We start from the raw sequence: 23,226 nt of genomic DNA on the forward strand, positions 1-23,226 counted from the left end.
TCCCCGGCCCAGACAGGGAGCCCGATGCGCAAGCTGATCATTTTCCTGATCGTGCTGGCAGTTCTCCTGGTCGCGGTCGACCGGGTGGCCGTCGCGGGAGTGCAGCGTGACCTGGCGAACCGGATCGCGGCGGCGTCCGACCTCAGCGGTACACCCACGGTGACAATTGAGGGCATCCCATTTCTGACTCAGGCCATCTCCGGGCACTATCCAGAGGTACGGTTCAATCTCGGCACCCTGACGTACGGCGGTGTGCCGGTGCGAAATCTTCAGGGGGCGGCCTACGACGTGACTGCCCCGCTGACCGATGTGCTGCAGAACAGGGCTGACATCCGGGCCGGGCGCGTGACCGTTCGCGGGACCCTCACCAGGGAGACGATCGACAAGTACGCTCCCAAGGGAGTGAAGATCACCGGAAACGGGCAGCACCTGGTGGCCTCGGGTGAGGTGACCGTGGGGGTCCAGAAGGTGAGGTTCACCGCGGAGATGCGAGTCGAACTGGCCGACGGCGGCATCAAGCTGCGGGCCGAGAAGATCCAGGGCGTGCCCGACGCGCTCGCGCAACTCGTCGGATACACGATCCCGTTCAAGGGAAAGCTGCCGTTCGACGTGAAGATCACCGGCGTGCGCAGCGTGGCCGACGGACTCCAGTTCTCGGCCGAGGCGACGGACGTGCCGCTCCGTGGATGAGTTTGAACCGCTCAGGCCGGATTTCCGTCTTGAGGGTGTGAGTCCAGCCGCTGGCACCGCCGACGAGGAGCTCGTGCGCACACTTTTTGACGAGCACGCTGGGCCGCTCTATGGCTACGTGTTGCGACTAACCGGTGATTCGGGGCGAGCGGAGGATGTGGTGCAGGAAACGCTGCTGCGAGCGTGGCGGCATCCTGACGCGCTCACCGGACGCCCCATCCGCGCCTGGTTGTTCACCGTCGCCCGCAACCTGGTCGTCGACCAGCACCGCGCCCGCAAGGCACGGCCGCAGGAGACCGGCGACGAGGCACTCGCGGTGATTCCGGCGGAGGACGAACTCGAGCGGGCCGTCGAGTCGTGGGCTGTGGCCGAGGCATTGGCCGCGCTGCGGCCCGAGCACCGCGAGGTGCTCATGGAGGTCTACTACCGGGGGCGATCGGTGAAGGAGGCGTCGGCGGCGCTGGGCATCCCACCCGGCACCGTCAAGTCGCGCACCTACTACGCACTGCGGGCGCTCAAGCTCGCCCTCGAAGAACGGGGGTTGGCGCCATGACGTGCGAGGAGGTCAGGCTCTCGCTGGGCGCTCACGCGTTGGGCGCGCTGGAGCCCGACGAGGCGCTGGAGATCGACATGCACCTGGCGACCTGCGAGGTGTGCGGCGCGGAGCTGATGGAGCTGGCGGGCGTCACCGCCTTCCTCGGCAAGGTGACGGAGCGCGACATCGACCTGGTGTCCAGCCCGCCCAAGGAGGTGCTCGACCGGCTGCTGAACGCGCGGGTCAAGCGGACCAGGCGCAGCCGCGTGCTGCTCGCCGTGGCCGCCTCCGCCGCCGCCATCGCGGTCGGCGGCACCACCTGGGGCGTCGTCCAGCACGACAACGCGCAGAAGGCCCAGATCAGCAGTGCGCAGGCACAGCAGGATCGCGTGGGGGCGGCGCCCACACCCGCCCCGTACAACGCGGAGGTGGCGCCCCCGCAGGCCAAGAGCGTGCCGGGTCGTGCGTTCGTGGCGGAGAACGAGGACATGGGCTACTACGCCACCGTCGTGGCCTTCCCCGAGAGGAAGGGCACCTCGTTCGACGTGGCGGTCCAGGGCATCCCGCCCGGCACGACCTGCCGTCTGGTGGTCTACGGCAAGAACGGCCAGCGCGACACCACCGAGCCGTGGACCGTCAGCCGCCAGACCTACACCAACAAGACCGTCTTCCGCCGCGAGAGCCGGCTCCCGATGGACTCCATCAAGCGCTTCGCGATCGTCGACACCCACGGCAACACCTTGGTGAAGATCGAGCGGACCTGACGGGAAGAATCCTGGTCATCTCCCGGTTGCACGGGGAGATGACCGGCTTGTGGGTAGTCCTGGCGACGCTGGCGCTGGGCTCGCTGATCGGGGTGGTACGGCTGCGCCGCGACGGCACCATGCGCGCTTCCACGCGCGGAGACCTCAACGCCGACGACCTCGGCGCACCCTTGGGCGAGCGGGCCACACTGGTCCAGTTCTCCACCGCCTTCTGCCAGCCGTGCCGCGCGACCAGGCGCATCCTGGGCGAGGTGACCGCCATGGTGGACGGCGTCGCGCACGTCGAGATCGACGCGGAATCCCGCCTCGACCTGGTGCGACGGCTCGACATCCTGCGGACGCCGACCGTGCTCATCCTGGACAAGTCCGGAAATGTCGTGAAGAAGGCGTCAGGCCTGCCCAGGAAGGCCGATGTCATCGCGGCTCTGGGCGAAGCCGTCTCATGAGACGGACCAGATGTGACAGATGGCGAGACGACGAGTAGTCTCATCGGCATGTACCCATCGACAGAGCTGCTGACGAAGCGGCGCGCGGTTGATTTCTGCCGCGTGGCCACCGCGCTCTGTCGCGCTGCCTGAGGACGGTCTCGCGGACTTCGATCCGCCCCAAACCCGACCTTTCAGGAGCATCCCACGATGCGTGCCGACCCTAGAGCGCTGCGTTTTTCCGCCGCCATCACGACTGTGGTCCTCGCTCTCGTCCTGGTGACGGGAAGCGGGTGGCTGCTCGCCGCCCAGGCGGTGGTGTTCGTGCTCGGGGTGGCGAACCGCTCGCCGTACGGGATGCTCTTCAAGGCGCTCGTCAAGAGCGCTCCCAAGGAGACCGAGGACGCCCGCCCGCCGCGCTTCGCGCAGGGAGTGGGCCTGGTCTTCGCGGTCGCGGGGCTGATCGGATACTTCGCAGGGATCACGCCGCTGGCCCTGGTGGCCACGGCCGCGGCTCTCCTCGCCGCCTTCCTCAACGCAGCCTTCGGGTTCTGCCTCGGCTGCGAAATGTATCTGCTTGTTCGCCGTCTACTGCCCGCCGCCAAAATGGAGGTTTCCCAATGAGCCGCTCCGCCGTCCTGGTGGATGCCGACTGGGTCGAGTCCAACCTGGACACCCCGGGTGTCGTCGTCGTCGAGGTCGACGAGGACACCAGCGCCTACGACAAGGGCCACATCCGTGGCGCCGTGAAGATCGACTGGAAGTCCGACCTGCAGGACCCTGTCCGCCGCGACTTCGTGGACAAGACGGGCTTCGAGACGCTGCTGTCCGAGCGCGGCATCTCCAACGACGACACCGTGGTTCTTTACGGTGGCAACAACAACTGGTTCGCCGCCTACGCCTACTGGTACTTCAAGCTCTACGGCCACCAGGACGTCAAGCTGCTCGACGGCGGCCGCAAGAAGTGGGAGCTCGACTCCCGCGAGCTGGTCAAGGACGTGCAGGAGCGCGCCAAGACCTCCTACGCCGCCCAGGACCAGGACTCGGCGATCCGCGCCTACCGCGACGACGTGGTCGCCGCGATCGGCAAGCTCAACCTGGTCGACGTGCGCTCGCCCGACGAGTTCACCGGCAAGCTGCTCGCGCCGGCCCACCTTCCGCAGGAGCAGGCGCAGCGCGCGGGCCACGTGCCCACCGCCCGCAACATCCCGTGGTCCAAGGCGGCCAACGACGACGGCACGTTCAAGGCCGACGACGACCTGCGCACGCTCTACGGCGAGGCGGGCGTCGACTTCGGCAAGGACACCATCGCCTACTGCCGCATCGGCGAGCGTTCCGCGCACACGTGGTTCGTGCTGCACGAGCTGCTCGACCAGGCCAACGTCAAGAACTACGACGGATCGTGGACCGAATACGGCTCGCTCGTGGGCGTGCCGATCGAGCTTGGGGAGGCCCGATGACCATCGACGCTCAGGGTTGCGGAGCACCGGAGCAGACCATCGCGCTGCCCGCCGGGATCGACCTCGCGACGCAGGCCGTCATCCAGGGCGTGGTGACCGGCACCGGCACCGCCTACGCCAGGCTGCTCGACCACTCCGGCGAGTTCACCGGCGAGGTCGTGGTGTCCGACGAGGGAGTCTTCCGCTTCTTCGCCGCTCCCGGTGACTGGACCGTCCGCATCATCGCCGGCGGCGGCGTCACCCGCGACGTGCACGTCTCCGCCAGGCTCGGCGAGGTGTCCAGCCTCGCAGTGGCTGTCTGACCCCTCCGATGGGAAGGACCCGCGCCCTCCGGCGCGGGTCCTTTTCTCTTGTACGGCAAGCCACCCCACCCTCCGCCCGCCGCACTCCGGCTGAGGGCCCGCGACCGGCGCTCGCGGCGAGTCGAGGAAACTCACCCGCCGCCACGGCGCAACGAATGCGGGCGAGGCGGTGTTCTATCCAGCGTGAGTGACAACGACGAGCCCGTCAGGAAGGCGCTGCTCGAGGACCTGGACACAGGCTTCGGGGAGCTGTACGGCGCCTACCGGGGCCTGGTGTTCTCGACCGCGCTGCGGTTGAGCGGGCGATGGGCCGACGCCGAGGATCTCACGGCGGAGGCGTTCCTGCGGGCCTTCAAGGCGCTGGCCGGCTACGACCCCGACCGGATCGCCACCCTGCAGCCGCGGGCCTGGCTGATGACGATCCTGATGAACATCTGGCGCAACTGCGCCAGGGCCAAGTCCCGCAGACCGCCCACCGACCTGGTGGACGAGCCGGTCGAGACCGTCGACCCGCGCGAGGGTGTCGAGGACACGGCCGCCCGCCACGAGACCGGCGACGAGCTGGCCGAGCTGCTCGGGCAGCTGCCGGAGGAACAGCGGGCCGCCGTCGTGCTCAGGCACGTGGTGGACCTGCCGGTGAGCGAGATCGCCACGGTGCTCAAGATCCCGCAAGGTACCGTCAAATCGCATGTTTCGCGGGGACTGCACCGACTGCGCACGCTAGGAGGTGTCCGATGACAGAGGACTCACTGCTGACAGGGCTCGCGGCGCTGGCGACGGATGCGCCCGACGGTCTGCTCGACCGGATCGCGGCCCGCTGGGTCTCGGTGCCGAGCCCGATCGGGGAGCTCAACGTGGCCTACACCGACCAGGGCGTCGCCTACGTCAGGCAGGGCCCGTTCCGCGAGGACTTCAGGAAGCGGTTCGGCCGCCCGCTGCTGCCCGCCGACAGGCCGCCCGCCGGTCTGCTGACGGCGCTGCGCACCGGCAGGCGCGCGGGGCTGCGGCTCGACCTGCGGGGCGCCAGCGACTTCCAGCGGGACGTGCTCACCGCCGCCGCCGCCATCCCGCGGGGCGAGGTCCGCCCCTACTCCTGGATCGCCGAGCACATCGGCAGGCCCAGGGCCGTCAGGGCGGTCGGTACGGCGCTGGCCACCAACCCGGTGCCGCTGCTCGTGCCGTGTCACCGGGTGATCCGCTCCGACGCGGCCACCGGCGAGTACGTCTTCGGAGCCGAGGCCAAGCAGGAGCTGCTGCGGTCCGAGGGCGCTGACCTGGACGGCCTGCGCGAGCTGGCCGGGCAGCACGTGTTCTACCTGGCCTCCGACACCACGGGCGTGGTCTGCTTCCCGACCTGCCACAACGCCCGGCGGATCACGCCCAGGCACCGCCACGGGTTCCGCAGCCTGGCCCAGGCGCGGGCGGCCGGCTACCGGCCGTGCCGTACCTGCAAGCCCGCTCAGGTGGGGTAGCGGATCAGCAGCGTGGCCCGCACCGCGTCGGGCCCGAGCGAGCGGTAGGTGTGCGGCACGTCCGACACCCACGACAGGTGGTCACCCGGCCCGGCGGTCTTCTGCTCGCCGACCGGGCCCGCCTCGAGCGTGCCGCTGAAGATCGTGAGGTGCTCGCTCACGCCCGCGTGGTGCGCGGGCGAGCTCTGCGAGGTCCCCGGCGGCGCGTACAGCCGGTAGAGCTCGTAGGTGACGTGCTCGTCCTCGAACACCTCGAGCAGCGTGGCCTCGATGGCGGTGCCGCGCATCACCCGCGGCTCGGGTGGCGGGTCGAGGATCGCCCCGATGGGCACGCCGAGCTGCGCGGTGATCGCCCACAGCGTCTCGAGCGTGGGGTTGCGCTGCCCGTTCTCCAGGCCCGACAGCGTCGCCTTGCCCACGCCTGCCCGCCGCGCGAGCTCCGACAGCGAAACCCCGCGCGCCTCTCGCATCCGCCGTATCCGCTGCCCCACGATCCGCGGATCGACATCCAGCGCCGGAGTCTCCATCACTCCATCGTCTCGCATTCTCCTGTGAGGTAGGGCATGCCGTACGAGATGGGGAGTTGCGGCTGCGACATGTGGGACAGACCGATACGATTCCACAGATGTCCGGTTCGTCTGGTGTGATGGCGCCTCCCCGGCCTGGGCCCGCGCCGGCTCAGAAGGTGCCGTCGCCGTTCTCGCTTCCCCTGCACGCGCTTCGCCTCGCGGGCCGATGCCTGCTGCCCTTGGTCCTGTGGTTCTCCGCGGGACAGCTGATCCGCTGGGGCCTGCTCTACGTGATGGCCGAGACGTCCCACGGCAGCGTGCGGCAGCTGCGCCTGGTCGGGACGAACCTGCTGATGACGCTCATCGTCATGGTCACGATGACGATGATCACCGGCATGTTCCTGTCGCTGCGCAAGGCGCTGACGGAGACCAGGGCGCGGCGCGCCGACGGCACGCAGGACGAGCGGTTCTGGGGCTCGATGAACCGGGTGGCCCCGGCCTTCGCGCTGATCTACCTGGCGTGGGAGCTGTATCTGGAGGACTACCGGGACTTCCTCCAGATGGACTACTTCCACAACCTGGACGACAACTTCTACGTGACGATCTTCAACAACATCGCGCACGGCACGAAGGAGGAGGCCACCCTCGGTCGCGGCATGATCGACCTGGACTGGCGCATCTCCGCCGTGGCGATGGTGGTCGTGTTCGGGCTGCGCTTCCTGTTCGAGAAAATGGTCGAGCGCGGGTCGGGCAAGTACTCAGGGCTGGCGCTGGCCTACTCCGAGTTCGCGTTCATGTTCTGCGGCCTGAGCGCCGTCTTCACCTTCACCAAGGCGCGTTCCGACTGGGCCTCGCACCGGGCCGTCGTGGAGAGCACCAACGACCTGTGGGCCAAGGCCAAGGAGAGCGTGCCCGGCTGGGAGGCCTTCTGGGGCTTCGTCCACGACGTCTGGCCGTACGTGATCGACGCCGTGGCCGTGCCGCTGACCTGGCTGGCCATCGCGGTGCTCGTCTTCGGCGGCTCGGTGGACGACACCCGCAAGGCGCTGACCGGCACCAAGGCCGTGCGCGGCGTGGACAGGCTCGAGGAGAGCCACACGATCACGCAGAAGGCGGTCGACCGGGTCATCGGCGGGTTCCAGGAGCGCTGGGTCCCGGTGGTGAACGCCTTCCGCATCACGATCAAGGGCGGCGCCGTCGCGTTCGGCGTGATGTGCGTGCTCTACGTCGGCCTGCACGTGGGCGCCGACTACCTCGACCGCGGAGTCAGGACGCTGATCGGCTCCGACGTGCCCTACATGTGGCTGGTGGTGAGCTGGCCGGTGAAGTTCGTCAAGGACATGCTGCTGACGATCCTCACCTTCGCGGTGCTGGCCGCGACCTTCGACATCGCGGCCATCCGCGCCCGGGCCAAGGGCGAGGACATCACCGCCTGAAGACCAGCACGTCCTTGTGCTTGCTCTTCTCCTCGTCCTCCGGCTTGATCTCCAGCAGCTTGTCCACCGGGGTGTCGTTGCGGTAGGTGGTGTCGGGCCGGAGATGGACCTGAACCGTGGCGGCCACCTCCTTGGGCACGGCCGCCTGCATGACGTAGCTGAACTCCTGGCCCACCGGGTTCTTCTCCGGCGGCACGTTGTCCTCCAGGCTGTCGGCCTTCCAGGTGCGCCCCGAGGCGTCCTGCAGCGACACCTCGGGCTTGGCCGTGAGCACCGAGCCGTCGGCATCCTTGGCCGACCTGGTGATCGTGATCCTCAGGTACTGCTTCTTGTCCGGCATGACGTTCGGCGTCCCCGGCGCGGGCGTCGTCGGCGCCACGCTCACCTTCCACGACACGTGCTCGAACGCGAACGCCTGGCCCGCCTGCACCACGTGCTCGATGTCGTCCGGCTGGCCGCCCTTGTAGAACAGGTAGCGGTCGAACGTCGGCACGCCCACCGCGGCCACGAACGCCGCCACCGCGGCCACGCCGAGCAGCACCGTCCGCGACCGCCGCGGCGCCTGCTCCTGCTGCTGAGGTACGGCGGGCGGCGGCATGACCGGAGGCGCGGGCGGAGGCGCGGGCGGCGTCATCGGCAGCGGGCCCGCGCTGGGCACCGCGGGGATGGGCTGCGTGGAGGTGATGGCGGGCTCGGAACGGGCGGGCGGCCACACCTGCTGGTCCGGCCTGACCGACGGCTTGGCCCGCCGCGGCTTCGGGAACTCGGGCAGCTGATGGTGGCCCGTCTGACCGCCGTGCGGCTCGTAAGGGGGCTGGCCGCCCTGCGGGGGCTGGCCTCCGTGGTGGGGCTGGTACGGGGGTGCGGGCTGGCCACCGTACGGGATGGTGTCCTCGAACGGCGAGAGGCCCTGCTGCGGCGGCTGGGCGGGGCGCGCCTGCCTGCGCTGGGAACGGCGGGTGCGCGGCCGGCGGGGCGGCTGCGGCGCGCCCTGGCCGGGCTGCGGAGCAGGACCGGGCTGCGGGGCTTGGCCAGGGGCCGGGGGCTGGGCAGGGGGCGGGGTCTGGCCCGCGGGGGGCTCCTGCTCGGGCTGGCCGGGTGGCGGCGCGAACCAGTCGCGGTTCGGATCGTTGGAGGTCATGGCCCTACTTCTTCTCGCCCGGGGTGTAGACCTCCGCCGGCGCGGAGGCGAGCCGCTTGGCGGTGGCGTCGTCGATGCCCAGGTCCACCTGGGCCTCCGGCATCAGAGGCTCGCCGTACAGCGCGCTGCCCTGCGGGCTGATCACCGCCTTGGCGCCGGCGAGCGCGTCGACGGGCACCTCGAAGATGAAGACGCCGGGCGTCCACCAGCCCGGCTGGATCGGAACCCCGGACAGCGTGCTGTTGACCTTGTCGCTGCCGGCGAAGCGCCGCCCGTCGGCGGTGAGCAGCACGGGGGCGGCCAGGTTGAGCGGCGTCTTGGGCACGGTGGCCTCCGCGTCGACCACCAGGAAGATCTGGTCGGTGGGCACGGTCTTGTCGAACGTGCGGATCTGCTTGGCGGAGGAGACGCCCTTGACCTTCACCGCGAAGCGACCGGCGTTCACCTCCTGGCCCTTGGCCCCGGAGTAGGTCAGCCGGCTGTCCATGTCGTCGGCGGACATCGCGAGCGTCTGGAGGCTCACCGCGCCGGCCGCGAGCGCCAGGCCGAGCACGGTGTTGAGCACCACGCTGCCCGCGCTCCTGCGCCCGCCCTTGCGCTGGCCGCGGCCGGGCGCCGTCACCTGCTGCTGTACGGCCGTCATGAGGCAGGTCCCTGCTTGACGGGGAGCGTCACCGTGGCCGCGACGGTGTCGGTGGCCTTCTCGTCCTGGAAGCCGGACTCGGAGGCGAGCATCCAGTTGGTCGACCCGTCGACCGCGCTCTCGAGCTCCTCGAACTTGCCGACCTCCAGCGACACCTGCTGCGGCGGCTTGACGCCCGGCCCCAGCTCGTAGCGGAAGACGACGGTCGACGGCACGCCCGGCTGGAGGATCCGGCTCGTCGCGCCCTTGGACTGGATGAACGTCTCGGGCCCGAACTGGGTCTTGATCTCCGGGGTCATCTTCAGCACCGAGCCGCCGAACCCTCCGCCGCCGCCGTTCGCGTTGGGCGGGGAGCCCACGAACGACGGGTCGTCGGTCTTGTTCGTCACCTTGAAGACCAGGTCGAGGAAGCGCTTGTCCTTGGCGAACTCGTTCTCCGCCTTCTTCTCCGAATACCTGGACTCCACGAACTGCGTCTCGAACTGGCCCTGGTCGAGCGTCTGCCCGGCGCCGAGTTTGGGTGGCGCGGGGTCCGGCCTCTCTTCAAGACCACCGAGGAGAGCGGTGATGCCGAGTCCTGTGGCCGCCACCAGGGCCACTGCGGGCACCACTACCGGGCGACTGGGCTTCGTGCTGCTCCCGCCGGAGGGTTCCGTCATGGTTAAGGATGGTAGTAGGTCACGGTTGCACCATCTGCCGCATTAGTCCCATCGGGCTGGGCGAATTGCCGAGAACCCTGCCGCTGCAGGGGTTCGAGCTCATACGCTGTCACGTACTAATGACATATGGCTGCCGGAGGGTCACGTGGCGGACGTGCATCCCGAGCATGCTCAGCTCCAGGCTGACCTCATCTACCTGGGCTGGCAGTACATCCTGCTGCATCCCGATCCCGGGCCTCCGCCCAAGCGGCCCTCGCCGGTCGAGGAGAGCGAGCCGCCGCCCGCCGAGCCCGATCCCGAGCTGGTGCGCCGTGAGCGCCTGCAGGAGGACCTGCTCAACCGGCCGGTCCGCATCTTCCGCTGGTTCATGGTGATCCTCACCGCGATCATCCTGGCCGCGGCCGTGGCCGGATACCTCAACTGGTCCTTCGCCCTGATCGGCCTGGCCGCGGCCGGCGGCGTGGCGGGCATCTGCAGCTACGCGCTCCTCCAGGGCGACAGGGCTGTCAAGTACCGGGTGCACGAGCAGCAGGCCAGGGACGACAGGCAGCGCCAGGAACGTGACAAGGAGCTGTTCCACGCCCAGGAGGAGCACGCCCAGCGTTACCGCGAGTGGCAGGAGCTCAAGGACCGCCACGACCGCCAGCTCACCTGGTACGCGGTGGCCGTGCCCGACGAGATCGACAGGATCGACGTGGCGGGCGGCACGCTGCCCGGCTGGTCGGCGCTGATCACGCTGCTCGGCGCGACCCGCCTGTACACCGGCGGCCACCTGACCGTGCTCGACCTGTCGGAGGGGGCGATCGCCAAGGACCTCATCGAGCTGGCCGGCCGCGGCGGCGACGAGCCGCTGGTCTGGGTGCTCCCGGTCGACCTGCCCAAGCTGGACCTGGGCGCCACGCTCAAGCCCGAGGCCTTCGCCGACGTGCTCGCGCACGTGGTCAGCGTCAGCGAGGAGAGCCGCACCACCCGCGACCTGAGCTTCGACAACGCGATCCTGGAGCGGGTGCTCGAGGTGCTCGGCGAGAACGCCACGATCAACCAGGTCACCGCCGCCCTGCGCGCGCTGGCCCAGGTCGGCGACCCCCGCGACGACCTGCGCTTCGGGCTGATCACCGCGACGCAGCTCGAGCGGATCGGCACGCTGTTCGGTCGCGGCGTCAGCGACCGGGTGGTCATCGAACGGGCCTGGGCGCTGGAGTCGCAGCTGCGCAAGCTGGAGACGCTCGGCACCCAGGCGGTACGGCTGCCGCCCGCCAGGCTCCGCGTGGTCAGCATGGACCGGCAGGCGGGCGTGTTCGGCAACCGGGTGCTCGGCACCTACGTGGCCACCGCGCTCACGCACATCCTGCGCCAGTCGCCCGCCTCCGACCGGCCCTGGTACCACACGATCATCGTGGCCGGGGCGGACAAGCTCCGCGGCGACGTGCTCGACCGGCTGATGGACGCCTGCGAGACCTCCAGGACCGGGCTCGTCCTCACCTACCGCTCGCTCACCCCGACCGTGCGGGAGCGGCTGGGCAGGGGACACGCGGCCGTGGCGTTCATGCGCCTGGGCAACGCCGAGGACGCCCGGGTGGCCAGCGAGCACGTCGGCACCGAGCACCGGCTCGAGCTGGCCCAGCTCACCGAGACGATCAGCGCCTCCATCGCCGGGCTCGACGGCGGCTACACCTCCACGATCTCCCAGGCGGAGGACGCCACGGAGGAGCGTGGCGAGAGCCGTACCGACCTGGCGGAGGACATCACCGAGTCGACCGAGTGGGGGAGGACCGCCACCAAGATCGGCGAGAAGGAGCGGGTGCTGCAGCGCTCGCGCGAGTTCCTGGTCGAGCCGCACCAGCTCCAGCAGCTGCCCACCACCTCGGTGATCGTCACCGACGCCACCGCCGAGGGCCGCCGCGTACGGCTGGCGGACGCCAACCCGGCCATCCTCACCTTCCCCAGGACCACCCTCGGTGAGCTGGACGAAGTCCGTGAAGCGGTGCTCGCTTCGACCGGTTCGCCCGGCGACGACGACGAGCCGCCGCCCAACCTGGGGCCACCCCCGCAGCGCCTCGACTGGCGCAAGGACAGGTAATGACCTCGTCAATGTCAAGGTGACGGGCTGACGATCGGCGGGACTTTACTGAAGAACCGTCTGGGGGGATGGAATGCTTAGTGGGCCCTGGTACAGAATCCAGTCGATCGCCGCTCCATCGCGAAGCTCGTCGGCCGAATGGGACTTCGTCACGGTACTCCCGGCCGTCCTGTCGGCAGCCCAGTGCGCCAAGCCGTTCGTCATCGGCTGGCTGTCGCGCGGGTCGGGAGCCCCGCTGGAACTCATCACGAACGCGGGACCGCTGTCGCCGCCGCGCCAGCCGCGCCGCGCGCCCGGCCCGCCGGGCGGCCCGAGCGGGCCGCAGCCGCTGCTGTTCCCCGGCGGCGCGCGCGGCGTGCCGCTGGGCGAGGAATACCTGGCCGACCTCGCCGACCTGGTGTGGGCGCCGTGCCCGGGACGCCAGGCGCCGCCGCTGGGCGGGCGCAGGGAGTTCGATCCCGACGAGCTGAAGCGGCCGACGCTGTTCGAGTCGACGCTGGTGACGCTGATGTCGCGGCCGTTCGCCTGGCTGGTGGTGGCCGAGCCGACCGACCTGCTCGACGCCGAGGTCGCTCACCTGCGCACCCAGCTCAACGTGCTGCGACAGTACGGCGACGCCTCCGAGCGCTCCCGCTTCGACGCGGAACGGGCCGAGCGGCGCATGCAGGAGCTGGACGCCTTCCGCGAGGCGGGGCTGTGGAACGTGCGGGTGCTCGCGGGGGCGGCGACCGCCGAGGAGCTGCGGCAGATCGCGCCGGTGCTGGTGGGCTCGGTGGAGATGAGCCACCACCCCTACCGGCTGCGCAGCCAGCTGTCCGGCCACGGTTACGCGCTGCCGGAGGCGCTCGCCGCGACCCTTCAGGATCCGGGGGACGGGGCCGCCGCGCCGTTCGCGGCCACGGCCGGGGCGCTGGCCGCGCTGGCGGGGCTGCCGCGCAGGGAGGTGCCAGGGGTCCGGGTGCTCGACGCCGGGTTCTTCGACGTCACCTCGGAGGCGGACGCGGGCGAGCTCGACCTGGGGGAGATCATGGACGGGCAGGAGCGGGCCGTGGGCTCGTTCCGCGTGCCGCTGGCCACGCTCAACCGGCACGCCTTCGTCACCGGCGCCACCGGCTCGGGCAAGTCGCAGACCGTCAGGCACCTGCTCGAGCAGCTCAGCAGGGCCAAGATCCCGTGGCTGGCCATCGAGCCCGCCAAGTCCGAGTACGCCGCGATGGGCGGGCGCGTCGACGAGCCCGTCACGGTGATCAACCCGTCGGCTCCCGGCGGCGTGCCCTTCAGCATCAACCCGCTCGAACCCGAGCCCGGCTACCCGGTGCAGGCGCACATCGACATGGTGCGCGCGCTGTTCATGGCCGCCTTCGACGCCGAGGAGCCATTCCCGCAGATCATGTCGCTGGCCCTGCAACGGGTCTACGAGGCGACCGGCTGGGACGTGGTGACCGGCGGGGCCGTGCCGGGGGCGAAGGTGCCCCCCAGCGTGCCCACGCTGGAACAGCTGCAGCAGCACGCCATGGACGTCATCCAGGAGATCGGCTACGGGCGCGAGGTCCAGGCCGACGTGGAGGGCTTCATCTCGCTGCGGCTGCGGTCGTTGCGGGTGGGCTCGGCCGGGCGCTTCTTCGAGGGCGGCCATCCGGCCGACATCGGCGGGCTGCTCGAGCGCGACGTCGTGCTGGCCATCGAGGACGTGGCCAACGACGAGGACAAGGCCTTCCTGATGGGCACGCTCATCATCAGGATCGTCGAACACCTGCGCATGCGGGCACGTCAGGAAAAGTCCGGGAATCTCCGGCATGTGATCGTGATCGAGGAGGCGCACCGGCTGCTGCGCGACCGCGGCGCGGGCCGGGCCTCCACCCACGCCGTGGAGCTGCTGGCCGGGATGCTGGCCGAGATCCGCGCCTACGGCACCGGCATCGTGGTAGCCGAGCAGATCCCGACCAAGCTCGTGCCCGACGTGGTGAAGAACACCGCGCTGAAGGTCGTCCACCGGCTGCCCGCCGAGGACGACCGGCAGCTCGTCGGCGCCGCCATGAACCTCAGCGAGGAACAGTCGCGCCAGGTCGTCTCGCTCCAGCCCGGCTCGGCGGCGGTGTTCGCCGACGGGATGGACCGGCCGCTGCGCGTGCGGGTGCCGCTCGGGGAGTCCAGGGAGAAGCCGCTGCCCAGCCCCGCCCCGCCGATCAGGGGCCGCAGGTCGGCCGCCTGCGGCACGCAGTGCACGAACGGGCAGGCATGCACCCTCGTCGAGCTGCGCGAGGCCGACGTGCTCGCCGACTCGCCCGAGTGGGCGTGGCTGCGGATCTGGTGCGACACCGTCGTGCTCGCCTTCGTCAGCAACCGGCCGCTGCCCGGCGTGCCGCGCGCGCTGGCGGCCGCCTGGGCCGACCTGCCCGCCAGGCGGCGCGAGTGCCTGCTCGCCACGCTGGTCGAGCGCGCGGTACGGCGGCGCGACTGGGCCCTGCGCAGCTGGTTCGACCCCGCGCTGCTGACCGAGAGGGCCGCCGAGACCGCGACGCGGCTGCTCGGCTCGGCCGAGGGCGGCGGCGAGCGGCCAGGCGCGACCTGGGTCATCCCGCAGGTGCGCTGGCTGCACGAGGTGGAGCGGCTCTTCCCGTTCGGCCGGCCCGCGCCCGACCTGCGCAGCCCCGCGCCGCCCATGGAGTACGCGCTGTTCGCGGCCAACGGCTCCGCAGAGCCGGTTCGCAACGAGCTGCTCGGGCACCGGGCCAAGGCGCTGCGCCACCACCCGCTGTCGATGGAGGTCGAGCGCAACAGGGAGCTGGCCTGGCGGGCCATCCTCGGCGACGACGAGAACGCGACCCTGCAGCACGACATCCTGAGCGTGGCCATCGGCCTGGACGCCGCGGTCCGGCTGCGGCACATCGGCCAGACCATGGGGGCCGGCTGGCTGGAGTCGGTGCTGTCGTGGCCGCGCCGGTTCGTCCTGCCGTTCGACGGTGACGACGCCCCGCAGCTCGAGTTCGCCGGCTAGCGGTCCCTGTGGCGCTCGATGCGCTTGCGCCTGGCCACCTCCCGCCGGTGCTCGGCCTGCTCCTGCCTGGTGGCCTTCCGGTCGGCGGCGGCCGCCTGCTTGCGGCTCTCCAGCTCGAGCCGCATCGCCTCCTGCGAGGCGGTGCTGCGGGTGGTGAGCCGGGCGGCCGCCCTGGCCGCCAGCTTGGCGGCCCGCTTCGGGTTCACCCTGCGGGGCTCGCGGGTGTCCGCCGGGACCGCGGGGGCGCGGGAGGCGGATTCCAGCAGGGCCGTGCCGTACCTCATGAGGAAGGCGTACAGTTCGGGATCCGTCGGCTCCGAGCCGAGGGTGAAACGGGTGACGCGCAGCCTGCCGTCCTCGACGATCTCCAGGACGCCGACCCAGAACGGGCCGTCCAGGTAGACGGAAAGGGTGACCATGTATCCCTCCAGTAGGCATGCCGAAATCGGCACACCGGACATCCCTGGAAGGGCGGATACATGGATCTTTCACCCGGGCTACCAACCGGGCCGCGTTTTCGTGTGCCCCTTCATGGTAAGGCGCGGATAGGATCCCTTCATATGACCCAGCTTCCTCTGCGGGCTGCGCTCGCCAGTGCCCTGGGCCGGAGCGCCGCCACGCTGTCCAGGATGACCGGGCGCGGCGACGGATCGGTGATCGGCGGGCGCGTGGGCCTGATGCTCGAACCCGATCTGCTCCGCAAGCTGGCACGCGACCGCAGGCTGGCCCTGGTGAGCGCCACCAACGGCAAGACCACCACCACGCGGCTGATCGCCTCGGCGCTGCTCGAGCTGGGTGACGTGGCCACCAACGCGTTCGGCGCGAACATGCCGGCGGGTCACGTCTCGGCCCTGTCGCAGCAGAAGGACGCCCCCTACGGCGTGCTCGAGGTGGACGAGAAGTACCTGCCCGAGGTGCTCGACACGACCGGCGCGGGCGTGGTCTGCCTGATGAACCTCAGCCGCGACCAGATGGACCGCGCCGCGGAGATCTGGCTGCTGGCGCAGAAGTGGCGCCGCGCGCTGTCGGGCAAGCCCACCCACGTGGTCGCCAACTGCGACGACCCGCTGGTCACCTGGGGCGCCTCGACGGCCGCCAAGGTCACCTGGGTCGCCGGCGGTCAGCGCTGGAAGGAAGACTCCTGGTGCTGCCCCGAGTGCGGCGGGCCGCTCGACCGCAAGGACGCCAGCTGGGCCTGCCGCGAGTGCACCTTCCACCGGCCGGAGCCGCAGTGGGTGCTCGACGACGACGCGGCCATCGATCCGCGCGGACACCGCTGGGTGCTCGACATCCAGCTGCCCGGGCTGGCCAACCGCTCCAACGCGGTCATGGCGCTGGCCGTGGCCGAGGCGTTCGGGATGCCCGCGGAGCGGGCGCTGCCACGGCTGCGCGACGTCACCTCGGTCGCCGGCCGCTACACCACGGTCTCCCGCGAGGGGCGTGACGCCCGGCTGCTGCTCGCCAAGAACCCGGCCGGCTGGCTGGAGGCCTTCGACGTGGCGGACTCCAGCCTGCCGATCATCCTGTCGGTCAACGCGCAGGGGCCCGACGGGCGCGACACGTCCTGGCTGTGGGACGTCGACTACCGCGTGCTGCGCGGCCGGCCCGTGTTCGTCACCGGCCAGCGGCGGCTCGACCTGGCGCTGCGGCTGGAGGTGGCCGAGGTGCCGTTCACGCTGTGCGGCACGTTCTCCGAGGCACTGGCGATGCAGCCGCCCGGGCGCGTCGACGTGATCGCCAACTACACCGCCTTCCAGCAGATCCGATCGGAGTTCGGCCGTGCCGTCTGACAGCGCCCTGCGCATCGTCTGGATCTACCCCGACCTGCTGAGCACCTACGGCGACCAGGGCAACGCGCTCGTACTCGAGTCGCGGGCGCGGCTGCGCGGCATCAACGCGGAGGTCGTGCACGTCCGCTCCGCCGACCCCGTCCCTGAAACGGGCGACATCTACCTCATCGGCGGCGGTGAGGACCGGCCGCAGATCCTCGCCGCCGAACGCCTGCGCCGCGACGGCGGCCTCCACCGGGCCATCGCCCGCGGCGCGGCCATGCTCGCGGTCTGCGCCGGCTACCAGATCATGGGCAGCACCTTCGGCGGTGAGGAGGGCCAGCCGGTCGACGGCATCGGCCTGCTCGACATCGCCAGCTCCCGCGGGCCTTCCCGCGCGGTCGGCGAGCTCGCGGCCGAGGTCGACGCCGGGCTCAACCTGCCCACGCTGACCGGTTTCGAGAACCACATGGGCATCACCCACCTCGGTCCCGGCGTCAAGCCGCTGGCCAAGGTCCTGTCGGGCATAGGCAACGGCAACGGCTTCGAGGGCTGCTACGCCGGCCACGTCGTCGGCACCTACCTGCACGGCCCCGCCCTGGCCCGCAACCCCGCCCTCGCCGACCTCCTCCTCACCTGGGCGGCCGGCGACCTCGCCCCCCTCGACGACACCCGCTACAACCAACTCCGCCAGGAGCGCCTGGACGCAGTCCTCTCCCACTGACCGTCTCCACGGGCCTGCCGTACAGGAGGAGAGGTTTTCAGCAGGGCGTCAATAGACGAGTGCCTGGGCGCCCTCGGTGAGGGCCTCTTCGACGAAGGAGGGGGCGCCGGCGATGCGGACGCCTTCGATGAGGTCGTCGACCGTGATGTCTCTGCGGGCCGCGCACTGCGTGCAGACCGTCACGCGGCCGCCCGCCAGCACGGCGTCGAGCAGGTCGGGCAGCGGGGCCGCGTGCGGCAGGCTGAACTCCTTCGCCCTGCCGGGCAGCGCGAACCAGGACGCCTCGCCGGTCAGCCACAGAGAGACGGGCACACCGCTGGCGAGCGCCGCGGCCGCGACCGTGAACGCCTGGTTGCATCGCTCGGGAGCGTCGGCCCCTGCGGTCACCTTGATGACCAAAGATCGTGCCATGTCCGCCACCCTAATCCCTCGCACAGAAACCGTTCCGCACCGAGACTAGGCTTGGCCGCATGGAAGAAGAGGTGCATCCGGATCTGGAGCCGATCGCGTTCCTGCTGGGCAGGTGGGAGGGCGCCGGGGTCGGCGGATACCCGACGATCGAGAGCTTCAACTTCGGGCAGGAGATCGAGTTCGGGCACAACGGCAAGCCGTTCCTGAGCTACGTGAGCCGCACCTGGCTGCTGAACGACGCCGGTGACCGGGTCAAGCCGCTGGCCACCGAGACCGGCTACTGGCGGCCGCAGCCCGAGCGGCAGATCGAGGTCCTGCTCGCCCACCCGACGGGCATCGTGGAGATCTACGTCGGCGAGGTCGTCTTCCACAAGATCGAGCTGCGCACCGACGTGGTGGCCAGGACGGCCGGCGCCAAGGAGTACACCGCGGGCCACCGCCTCTACGGGCTGGTCAACGGCAACCTGATGTGGGCCTACGACATGGCGGCGGTGGGCCATCCGCTGACCTCCCACATGTCGGCCGAGCTGAAGAAGGTGGCATGAGCTCGCCGTTCACCGACGACGTCGTCGAGGCGATCAAGCGGCACATGAACGACGACCACGCCGGAGACGCGCTGATCATCGTGCGCGGGCTGGGCGGGCGTCCGGACGCGAGCACGGCCTCCACCAGCCACGTCGACGCCGAGGCGATCGAGTTCACGATCGACGGCGGCGAGCGGGTCAGGGTGCCGTGGGGGGAGACGCTGACCGAGCGGCCGCAGGTCCGCATGGCGGTGGTGCGGCTGTATCGCGACGCCTGCCTGAAGCTGGGCCTCCAGCCGCGCGGCGAGCACTAGGCGGCTCGGCGGACCAGGCCGGCGGCTCTCAGGTAGTGGGCCCAGTAGCCCTGCCAGGGGCCGTAGGTCGCGGCGAGCTCGCGCGCCTTGTCCTCCGACAGCGGGCCGTACACCGCGGAGGCGGACCTGAGCAGCTCGCGGTCGACGGGAGCCTCGTCCATCCGGCCCAGGCCGCGGATCAGGATGAAGCTCGCCGACCACGGGCCGATGCCGGGCAGGCTCTGCAGGAACTCCTTGACCTCGCCGTAGGGCGCGGTGCGCAGGTGCCGCTCGTCCGTCTCGGCCCACCGGCGCAGGGCGGCGTGCAGGCGCGCGCCCTTGGTGGTGTTGCCGATGAGCGCGGTCAGCTCGTCCTGGTCGAGCGACAGCAGCTGGTCGAGATCGGGGAAGGCGTCCCTGTCGTTGCCGACGTGGGCGACGAGGGCCTGCTTGGCCTTGGTCGCCACCGGCATCGGGACCCGCTGGCACAGGATCGCCCACACCAGGTTCTCCAGCGGGGAGGGGAACTTGACCTGGTGGTAGCCGTACAGCGCCTCGACCACGGGCGCGAAGGCCGCGTCGGACCGCCCGAGCGCGTAGAACTCGGCCAGGTCGTCCTCGAGCCCCAGGTAGAAGCTCAGCCGGTCGGCCGCCTCCGCCTCGGCGGCGGGCGTGGGCGCCGCGGCGTAGGAGACCTCCAGGCCGCCCTCGGCCGCCTTCAGCGTGGCCACGAGGGTCTGGCCGCCAGCCCGCAGCGCCTTGGTCAGGCTGTCGCGGTCCACCCGCTGCTCGCCGGAGGTGGGCGGGAACCCGCGCAGGAAGCGCAGCGTGGCGTCGAAGTCGAAGGGTGCCTTGGCGGCGAGCATCGTCACTGGACCGTCCTCCGGAGTGCGGTGATCATGGAGGTGCCGTCGGGGATCGAGGCGAAGAAGCCCGCGTCGGCCTTCTCGACCGTGGCCACGGCCCGCTCGGCGAGCTGCTGCCCGCGCTCGGTGAGGCGCAGCAGCCTGGCGCGCGTGTCGGCGGGGTCCACCTCGCGCACGAGCAGCCCCTTCTCCTCCAGCTTGCGCAGCACCTGAGAGGTCATCTTCACGTCGGTCTCCGCGTGCCTGGCCACGCTGAGCTGGTTGGGCCGCTGCCCCTGCCCGTTCAGCCACCAGGTGCTGGCCAGCAGCACGAACTGCACGTGCGTCAGGTCGAGCGGGGTCAACACCGCGGTGATCGCACGCTGCCAGCGCAGCGTGAGCCGCCACAGCAGGAATCCGGGACTCTCGTCAGGGCTCATAGACACGCAGATTATCTGCGCGAAGACTAAATGTCCAGAACCAGCGTGATCGGGCCGTCGTTCAGCAGCGACACCTTCATGTCCGCGCCGAAGACGCCCGTCTCGACGTGCGCGCCCAGCGCCCGCAGCTCCTCCACCACGGCCTCGACCAGCGGCTCGGCCACCGGCCCAGGAGCCGCGGCCTGCCAGGTCGGGCGCCTGCCCTTGCGCGTGTCGCCGTACAGGGTGAACTGACTGATCACCAGCAGCGGGGCGGAGATGTCCGAGCAGGACTTCTCGCCGTGCAGGATGCGCAGGCCCCAGAGTTTGGCGGCCAGCTTCGTCGCCTCCGCCCTGGTGTCGGTGTGGGTGACGCCGACCAGGACGAGCAACCCCGGCTCGTCGATCGCGCCCACGATCTGACCTTCGACCTCCACGGATGCGGAACTGACCCGCTGCACCACTGCTCGCACGGCTCCCTAGAATAGGTCAAATGCCGCTGGTCGTAGAGGTTGTCCGTTCCGGGTTCGTGGAGTCCGTCCACCAGGCCCGCATGCTCACCGTGGACGCCGCGGGCATCCCGGTGGAAGCTCACGGCGCGGTCCACGTGCCCGCCTCGCCGCGGTCGGCGATGAAGCCGCTGCAGGTGCTCGCCATGCTCCGCAACGGGCTCGACCTGGAGGGCGAGCTGCTCGCGCTGGCCTGCGCCTCACACTCCGGCGAGCCCTTCCACGTCGAGGGCGCCAGGAAGATCCTGGCGAGCGCGGGGCTGGAGGAGTCCGCACTGCTCTGCCCCGACGACTACCCCTTCGACCGGGCCGTCGCCGAGCACGGGCGCGCGTACATGAACTGCTCGGGCAAACACGCGGCCATGCTCGCCACCTGCGTGCTGAACGGCTGGCCCACCGGCACCTACCTGGACCCCGCGCACCCGCTGCAGCGCGCGATCCGGCAGACGGTCGAGGACCTGACCGGCGAGCGCGTGGCGGCCTCCGGCGTCGACGGGTGCGGCGCGCCGCTGTTCTTCGTCTCGATGCTGGGCGTGACCAGGGCCTTCAGGCAACTGGCCATGATGGAGGACCGGCGGGTGTTCGACGCGATGCGCACCCACCCCGAGTGGACCTCCGGCACCGACCGCTCCGAGGCGGAGATGATGCGGGCCATCCCCGGGCTGATGGTGAAGGTGGGCGCCGAGGGCTTCGAGGCGTTCGCCTTCGAGGACGGCCGCGCCGGCACCGTCAAGGTCGAGGACGGCTCGATGCGGGCGCGGACCCCCGTCACCGTCGCGGCCCTGCGCTCGGTCGGCCTGGACGCGCCCGCCCTCGACGCCCTCGCCACGCCGCCGCTCCACGGCGGCGGCCGGCCCGTCGGCGAGATCCGCCTGCGCCGCACCTAGCTCAGCAGCGCCGCGATCTGTCTCTGCCCCTTGCGTACGGCATGCTCGCGCGCCGTGACCCCCTCGCGGTCGGCCAGCTCGGGGTCGGCGCCGGCCTCCAGCAGGAGCCGGACGATCCTCTGGTAGGGCTCGGAGCCGTCGCCCAGGATGACGGCCTCGAGCAGGCCGGTCCAGCCCAGGTCGTTGACGTGGTTGACGTCGATGCCGGTCTTGAGCACCTCGCGCACGTAGTCGACGTGGCCGCGCTCGCACGCGGGGATGAGCGACACGCCGCCGTAGCGGTTCCTGATGGTCAGGTCGGGGTTGGCGGGCAGCAGCGCCCTGAGCATCGCCACGCTGCCGGTCACGCCGGTCACCAGCCACGGGGTGTCGTGCTGGGCGTCCAGCGCGTTCGGGTCGGCTCCGGCCGAGACCAGGACCTGGGCGGCCTCCACATGGTCCTCGGCGGCGGCCAGCAGCAGCGGCGTCCGCTGCCTGGAATCCCTGGCCTCGAGGTCGGCGCCTTCGGCTATCGCGTCCCGCACGGCGACGGCGTCACCGGCCGCGGCGGCTTGCAGCAGTTGTTGATCCAGCACCCTTGATCCTCTCACGCCGTCCCCCACACCACCCGAACACCCCACCACCAGCCCAAACACCACCAGCCACCGCCACATTTCCCCTCCACCCCCGAACATCGATCCTCTACGGCGAGCCCTGTGCATCGCCCTTGATCCTCGTACGGCGAGCCGCCGCCCCCGGCCGCCCGCCGTACTCCGGTTGCGGGCCCGCACCCGGCGCTTCCGGCGAGTCGTCGCCACTTGCCCGCCGTCACGGCGCTCAGTTGTCGTGGCAACCCCGGCCACAGCTCCCCGCCGCACAGGGCGCCGAGCTCCGCCGTACCTCTTCCCGCCGCTCCGGCGCCTGGGGGTGCCGTGGGGTCGGTGCCTCGTCGTGGCGCCCCGGCTACGGCTTCGCGGCGTACAGGGCGCCGAGCTTCGCCGTACCCCTTCTCGCCGCCCCGGCGCCTGGGCGTGCGCGTGGAGGTTCGGTGCCTGGGAGGCGTGCCTGTGGGGCGAACCTTCCTGCGTCGGGGTGGGGGCGAGGCGTACGGCGCCGGGGGCGGTGGCTCGCCGTGCAGGGTCAGGACAGGGAGCCGAGGGCGCGGAGGCCGGCCTGGGCGAGGGACTCGTCGATGTCGCCGCTGGGGGCGCCGCCGACGCCGATGCCGGCGATGGGGGAGCCGTCCGAGGTCACCGGGACGCCGCCGCCCAGCAGCAGCGTGCCGGGGATCGCCGCGAGGGCCTGGTTCTTGGACAGTTCGCTCGTCGCCTTGCCGAACGAGACCGCGGTGAAGGCCTTGCGCCTGGCCGACTCCTCCGTCTGCGGCCCGGCGCCGTCGCCCTTGAGGATGAGGCGCGTGGCGCCCGAGCGGTCCACGATCGCCACGGTGACGCGCTGCTTCTGCTTGGCGGCCTCCTTCTGGACCGCGTCCGCGACCTTCAGCGCGGCGTCGGCGGAGAGCTGGCTGGTCTGGACGACCGCGGGCTCGGAGGGAGCGGCCTGGGCGACCTGCGTGGCCCCGCCAAGGATGGTCAGGCCGGCGAGAGCGGCAGCGGTGGCCGCGATGCGAATCTTCATGTCTCCCAGGTTGCCGCTGGTCAGCGGCCGGGCCATCGGGTGTGCGGTCGAGTCGTGGGCGACAATCGAGTGACGGCGAAGTCAACCGATCGGTTGATGCGCCGAGTCCCCGAG

29 protein-coding genes are annotated in these 23,226 nt (G+C 71.0%); 18 read left to right on the top strand and 11 right to left on the bottom strand.

What is annotated here, in order from left to right; translation table 11 throughout:
* The first annotated feature begins 24 nt into the window (after positions 1 to 24).
* From KIK09_RS43210 to KIK09_RS43250, 10 genes are all read left to right on the top strand, one after another.
* A complete protein-coding gene (locus tag KIK09_RS43210; RefSeq protein WP_214325319.1) occupies positions 25 to 690 on the top strand; it encodes an LmeA family phospholipid-binding protein in 666 nt (221 codons plus the stop codon).
* Positions 683 to 1,243 carry a sigma-70 family RNA polymerase sigma factor gene (locus KIK09_RS43215; RefSeq protein ID WP_443678888.1) on the top strand — a complete coding sequence of 187 codons (561 nt, stop codon included), beginning with the start codon at positions 683 to 685 and terminating at the stop codon, positions 1,241 to 1,243. Before KIK09_RS43210 ends, KIK09_RS43215 begins: the two co-directional genes overlap by 8 nt.
* The gene (locus tag KIK09_RS43220; protein ID WP_214325320.1) at positions 1,240 to 1,989 is read left to right on the top strand and encodes an anti-sigma factor family protein; all 750 of its coding nucleotides are present in this window, start codon (positions 1,240 to 1,242) and stop codon (positions 1,987 to 1,989) included. Before KIK09_RS43215 ends, KIK09_RS43220 begins: the two co-directional genes overlap by 4 nt.
* A 119-nt stretch (positions 1,990 to 2,108) precedes the next feature.
* Entirely contained in the window at positions 2,109 to 2,435 is a 327-nt protein-coding gene (locus KIK09_RS43225) for a TlpA family protein disulfide reductase (protein WP_250574738.1), read from the top strand.
* A 48-nt stretch (positions 2,436 to 2,483) separates the two neighbouring features.
* A complete protein-coding gene (locus tag KIK09_RS60805; protein ID WP_372455768.1) occupies positions 2,484 to 2,567 on the top strand; it encodes a putative leader peptide in 84 nt (27 codons plus the stop codon).
* A 57-nt stretch (positions 2,568 to 2,624) separates the two neighbouring features.
* Positions 2,625 to 3,038: a DUF4395 domain-containing protein gene (locus KIK09_RS43230; RefSeq protein ID WP_214325322.1), complete on the top strand. Its 414-nt coding sequence runs from the start codon at positions 2,625 to 2,627 to the stop codon at positions 3,036 to 3,038.
* On the top strand, positions 3,035 to 3,874 hold the full coding sequence (locus KIK09_RS43235; RefSeq protein WP_214325323.1) for a sulfurtransferase: 840 nt from the start codon (positions 3,035 to 3,037) through the stop codon (positions 3,872 to 3,874). Before KIK09_RS43230 ends, KIK09_RS43235 begins: the two co-directional genes overlap by 4 nt.
* Positions 3,871 to 4,176: a DUF1416 domain-containing protein gene (locus KIK09_RS43240; RefSeq protein ID WP_214325324.1), complete on the top strand. Its 306-nt coding sequence runs from the start codon at positions 3,871 to 3,873 to the stop codon at positions 4,174 to 4,176. The genes KIK09_RS43235 and KIK09_RS43240 overlap by 4 nt, the downstream gene beginning before the upstream one ends.
* A gap of 183 nt (positions 4,177 to 4,359) precedes the next feature.
* Entirely contained in the window at positions 4,360 to 4,914 is a 555-nt protein-coding gene (locus KIK09_RS43245) for an RNA polymerase sigma factor (protein ID WP_308164670.1), read from the top strand.
* On the top strand, positions 4,911 to 5,648 hold the full coding sequence (locus KIK09_RS43250; protein ID WP_214325325.1) for a methylated-DNA--[protein]-cysteine S-methyltransferase: 738 nt from the start codon (positions 4,911 to 4,913) through the stop codon (positions 5,646 to 5,648). The genes KIK09_RS43245 and KIK09_RS43250 overlap by 4 nt, the downstream gene beginning before the upstream one ends.
* Here KIK09_RS43250 and KIK09_RS43255 read toward each other — a convergent pair.
* On the bottom strand, positions 5,636 to 6,175 hold the full coding sequence (locus tag KIK09_RS43255; RefSeq protein WP_214325326.1) for a helix-turn-helix domain-containing protein: 540 nt from the start codon (positions 6,173 to 6,175) through the stop codon (positions 5,636 to 5,638). The two genes, KIK09_RS43250 and KIK09_RS43255, sit on opposite strands and share 13 nt — an antisense overlap.
* A 98-nt stretch (positions 6,176 to 6,273) precedes the next feature.
* On the opposite strand from KIK09_RS43255, the gene KIK09_RS43260 reads away from it, so the two are divergent.
* Positions 6,274 to 7,593 carry a hypothetical protein gene (locus KIK09_RS43260; RefSeq protein WP_214325327.1) on the top strand — a complete coding sequence of 440 codons (1,320 nt, stop codon included), beginning with the start codon at positions 6,274 to 6,276 and terminating at the stop codon, positions 7,591 to 7,593.
* Here KIK09_RS43260 and KIK09_RS43265 read toward each other — a convergent pair.
* The 3 genes from KIK09_RS43265 to KIK09_RS43275 are packed head-to-tail and all read right to left on the bottom strand — an operon-like array spanning position 7,583 to position 10,036.
* Positions 7,583 to 8,734, bottom strand: a complete 1,152-nt coding sequence (locus KIK09_RS43265; protein WP_214325328.1) for a hypothetical protein — start codon at positions 8,732 to 8,734, stop codon at positions 7,583 to 7,585. The genes KIK09_RS43260 and KIK09_RS43265 overlap by 11 nt on opposite strands.
* 4 nt (positions 8,735 to 8,738) lie before the next feature.
* Complete coding sequence (locus KIK09_RS43270; RefSeq protein WP_214325329.1) at positions 8,739 to 9,377, bottom strand: hypothetical protein; 639 nt, start codon at positions 9,375 to 9,377, stop codon at positions 8,739 to 8,741.
* Entirely contained in the window at positions 9,374 to 10,036 is a 663-nt protein-coding gene (locus KIK09_RS43275) for a hypothetical protein (RefSeq protein WP_214325330.1), read from the bottom strand. The genes KIK09_RS43270 and KIK09_RS43275 overlap by 4 nt, the downstream gene beginning before the upstream one ends.
* A gap of 145 nt (positions 10,037 to 10,181) precedes the next feature.
* Between KIK09_RS43275 and KIK09_RS43280 the strand changes: the two genes are divergently transcribed.
* Together KIK09_RS43280 and KIK09_RS43285 are read left to right on the top strand one after the other, a co-directional pair.
* Entirely contained in the window at positions 10,182 to 12,116 is a 1,935-nt protein-coding gene (locus tag KIK09_RS43280; RefSeq protein ID WP_214325331.1) for a hypothetical protein, read from the top strand.
* A gap of 73 nt (positions 12,117 to 12,189) precedes the next feature.
* The gene (locus KIK09_RS43285) at positions 12,190 to 15,114 is read left to right on the top strand and encodes an ATP-binding protein (RefSeq protein ID WP_214325332.1); all 2,925 of its coding nucleotides are present in this window, start codon (positions 12,190 to 12,192) and stop codon (positions 15,112 to 15,114) included.
* Here the strand turns inward: KIK09_RS43285 and KIK09_RS43290 are convergent.
* On the bottom strand, positions 15,111 to 15,533 hold the full coding sequence (locus KIK09_RS43290) for a YjdF family protein (protein WP_214325333.1): 423 nt from the start codon (positions 15,531 to 15,533) through the stop codon (positions 15,111 to 15,113). The two genes, KIK09_RS43285 and KIK09_RS43290, sit on opposite strands and share 4 nt — an antisense overlap.
* Positions 15,534 to 15,674: 141 nt before the next feature.
* Between KIK09_RS43290 and KIK09_RS43295 the strand changes: the two genes are divergently transcribed.
* Positions 15,675 to 16,904: a Mur ligase family protein gene (locus KIK09_RS43295; RefSeq protein ID WP_214325334.1), complete on the top strand. Its 1,230-nt coding sequence runs from the start codon at positions 15,675 to 15,677 to the stop codon at positions 16,902 to 16,904.
* The gene (locus KIK09_RS43300; protein ID WP_214325335.1) at positions 16,894 to 17,607 is read left to right on the top strand and encodes a type 1 glutamine amidotransferase; all 714 of its coding nucleotides are present in this window, start codon (positions 16,894 to 16,896) and stop codon (positions 17,605 to 17,607) included. The genes KIK09_RS43295 and KIK09_RS43300 overlap by 11 nt, the downstream gene beginning before the upstream one ends.
* Positions 17,608 to 17,655: 48 nt before the next feature.
* Here the strand turns inward: KIK09_RS43300 and KIK09_RS43305 are convergent, their stop codons facing one another.
* The gene (locus tag KIK09_RS43305; protein ID WP_214325336.1) at positions 17,656 to 18,018 is read right to left on the bottom strand and encodes a DsrE family protein; all 363 of its coding nucleotides are present in this window, start codon (positions 18,016 to 18,018) and stop codon (positions 17,656 to 17,658) included.
* 59 nt (positions 18,019 to 18,077) lie between these two features.
* Between KIK09_RS43305 and KIK09_RS43310 the strand changes: the two genes are divergently transcribed.
* Positions 18,078 to 18,563 carry a heme-binding beta-barrel domain-containing protein gene (locus tag KIK09_RS43310; protein ID WP_214325337.1) on the top strand — a complete coding sequence of 162 codons (486 nt, stop codon included), beginning with the start codon at positions 18,078 to 18,080 and terminating at the stop codon, positions 18,561 to 18,563.
* Positions 18,560 to 18,856, top strand: a complete 297-nt coding sequence (locus KIK09_RS43315; RefSeq protein ID WP_214325338.1) for a DUF2470 domain-containing protein — start codon at positions 18,560 to 18,562, stop codon at positions 18,854 to 18,856. Before KIK09_RS43310 ends, KIK09_RS43315 begins: the two co-directional genes overlap by 4 nt.
* On the opposite strand, the gene KIK09_RS43320 is transcribed toward KIK09_RS43315, so the two are convergent.
* From KIK09_RS43320 to dtd, 3 genes are read right to left on the bottom strand one after another with little or no spacing between them, the layout of a single operon-like run.
* Positions 18,853 to 19,707, bottom strand: coding sequence for a DNA-3-methyladenine glycosylase family protein (locus KIK09_RS43320; RefSeq protein ID WP_214325339.1), 855 nt, complete (start codon positions 19,705 to 19,707; stop codon positions 18,853 to 18,855). The genes KIK09_RS43315 and KIK09_RS43320 overlap by 4 nt on opposite strands.
* The gene (locus KIK09_RS43325; protein WP_214325340.1) at positions 19,704 to 20,120 is read right to left on the bottom strand and encodes a MarR family winged helix-turn-helix transcriptional regulator; all 417 of its coding nucleotides are present in this window, start codon (positions 20,118 to 20,120) and stop codon (positions 19,704 to 19,706) included. Before KIK09_RS43325 ends, KIK09_RS43320 begins: the two co-directional genes overlap by 4 nt.
* A 26-nt stretch (positions 20,121 to 20,146) precedes the next feature.
* Positions 20,147 to 20,572, bottom strand: coding sequence for a D-aminoacyl-tRNA deacylase (dtd, locus tag KIK09_RS43330; RefSeq protein WP_214325341.1), 426 nt, complete (start codon positions 20,570 to 20,572; stop codon positions 20,147 to 20,149).
* 20 nt (positions 20,573 to 20,592) lie between these two features.
* On the opposite strand from dtd, the gene KIK09_RS43335 reads away from it, so the two are divergent.
* Positions 20,593 to 21,495 carry an asparaginase gene (locus KIK09_RS43335; RefSeq protein ID WP_214325342.1) on the top strand — a complete coding sequence of 301 codons (903 nt, stop codon included), beginning with the start codon at positions 20,593 to 20,595 and terminating at the stop codon, positions 21,493 to 21,495.
* Here KIK09_RS43335 and KIK09_RS43340 read toward each other — a convergent pair.
* Positions 21,492 to 22,070, bottom strand: coding sequence for an ankyrin repeat domain-containing protein (locus KIK09_RS43340; RefSeq protein ID WP_308164671.1), 579 nt, complete (start codon positions 22,068 to 22,070; stop codon positions 21,492 to 21,494). The two genes, KIK09_RS43335 and KIK09_RS43340, sit on opposite strands and share 4 nt — an antisense overlap.
* Before the next feature lie 544 nt (positions 22,071 to 22,614).
* Complete coding sequence (locus tag KIK09_RS43345; protein ID WP_214325344.1) at positions 22,615 to 23,112, bottom strand: GlcG/HbpS family heme-binding protein; 498 nt, start codon at positions 23,110 to 23,112, stop codon at positions 22,615 to 22,617.
* Between the last annotated feature and the right edge of the window lie 114 nt (positions 23,113 to 23,226).

Source organism: Nonomuraea sediminis (genome assembly GCF_018531495.1).
GTDB lineage: Bacteria > Actinomycetota > Actinomycetes > Streptosporangiales > Streptosporangiaceae > Nonomuraea > Nonomuraea sediminis.